The following is a 1,860-nucleotide window of genomic DNA, read 5'->3' on the forward strand; positions in this document are numbered from 1 at the left end:
ACATTCTGGTAAAAATGGCTGTTTCCATTACTTTTACTTTTAAAGTTTCGGCATCCATTTTCATTAGTTCGTCACCATTCAAAACTTTATCAGCATTTTTAAAACCAATTTGTTTGGCAATAGTAGACGTTGTTAAAGCATTATCACCAGTTACAATTTTTACCTGAATACCCGCTTTATAAAATGTCTCGAAAACGGATTGGATGTTGGCTTTTGGTGGATCATAAAAAGCAATCAGTCCGATAAATTGAAAATCAAATTCCTGTTGTGTTTTAGGATAATTATTTCCTGAAAATTCTGTAACGCCAACTCCTAAAACTCTAAAACCTTCGTTAGCCATCTTTTCCATAGCAATTAAAATCTGCTGGGTTTCGTTCGCTGAAAGCTTAGAATTAGCAATTATTGCTTCCGGTGCGCCTTTGCAGGCTATTATTCTTTTTCCTATAGAGTTTTCAAAAACATGTGTCATCATTGGCGGTTTTCCACCTAAAGGGTATTCATGTACTAATGAAAAATTGGGTCTGTCGTCATTCGTTTCAAGTTTTGAATACCCTTCGTGAACAGCAATCTCCATCGCATCAAACGGAATTGGTTCACTTGCCCACATAGCATAGCTTAATAATTCCTGAGCTTCTGTACTGAGTTCCACTTTAGCAACTGAAATAGTATTGGTTTTGAAAGAATATATTTTGGCCAAACTCATTTTGTTCTCTGTAATCGTACCTGTTTTATCCGTACAAATAACGGTAGCACTTCCCAGTGTTTCAACCGTTTTCGTTTGCTTAACAATAATGCCTAATTTCAACAAGCGCCATGCTCCAAGTGCCATGAAAGTAGTAAACGCTACAGGAATTTCTTCAGGAATGATACTCATTGCCAAAGTCAAAGCTTTCAATAAACTATCTAATATTTCTCTTGAATTATAAAAATTTATTGCCCAAACAATTCCAAAAATCACCAAACCTATTAAAGACATTTTTTTAACGAAATTCTTAATCTGAAGCTGCAAAGGCGTTTTTTCTTCAGCAATAGTTGCAATGCTTTCTCCTATTGTTCCCAATTGGGTCTTATTTCCAATAGCGGTTACTTCACAAATTGCCAATCCACTGGCAACAGTCGTTCCCTGAAAAACAGTTTTATCTTCAGAATTTTCATTTTTAAAAACCGCAAAGGACTCACCTGTCAGAATTGATTCGTTTACAGAAAAATCATTGGATTGAATAATTTGACCATCGGCAGTAATAAAAGTTCCTTCTTCTACTTGGATAAAATCGCCCAAAACTATTTCTTCACTGAGAATTTCGATGAGTATTCCGTTTCTGATGACTTTACTCTTGGGTTGCGTTAGTTTTCTTAATCCTTCGATAGCGTTTCGACTTCTTGATTCCTGATAAAGGGAAATTGTAGAAACTAAAACAATAGCAAGCGACATAAAAATAGCATCACTTAAATCGCCAATAACAAAATAAATAACCGTCGCTGTTGATAATAACAAAAACATAGGTTCTTTAATCATCTCAATAAGAGATTTTAAAAATTCATTTCTGTTGGAGTGCTCCAGGGAATTCGTTCCGTTTTTGGCCCTTGACATTGTTACATCAGTGTCAGAAAGCCCTTGAATAGATTTATTATTTTCAATCATTGTATTAAAGTGTATGTAATCAACAAAACTGATTACTATATAAAGTATATACTGCAATGTAAATATTTATGATATTATAAAGGTCTTTTTTCTTCTTAAAATTCACTATATTTGCTCGCAATTTAACTACAACTACAAATTGCAATGAAAGCACACACTACTAAAATCGTTGGAGAAGGTTTAACCTATGACGATGTACTGCTAATCCCAAATTATTC

At 34.1% G+C, this 1,860-nt stretch carries 1 protein-coding gene; it reads right to left on the reverse strand.

What is annotated here, in order from left to right; all coding sequences use genetic code 11:
* On the reverse strand, window positions 1-1,642 hold a 1,642-nt coding region (locus tag ABIQ27_RS10960; protein WP_348033940.1), incomplete at its 3' end, for an HAD-IC family P-type ATPase.
* Window positions 1,643-1,860: the final 218 nt, after the last annotated feature.

It is taken from the genome of Flavobacterium sp. (genome assembly GCF_039916025.1).
Taxonomy (GTDB): domain Bacteria; phylum Bacteroidota; class Bacteroidia; order Flavobacteriales; family Flavobacteriaceae; genus Flavobacterium.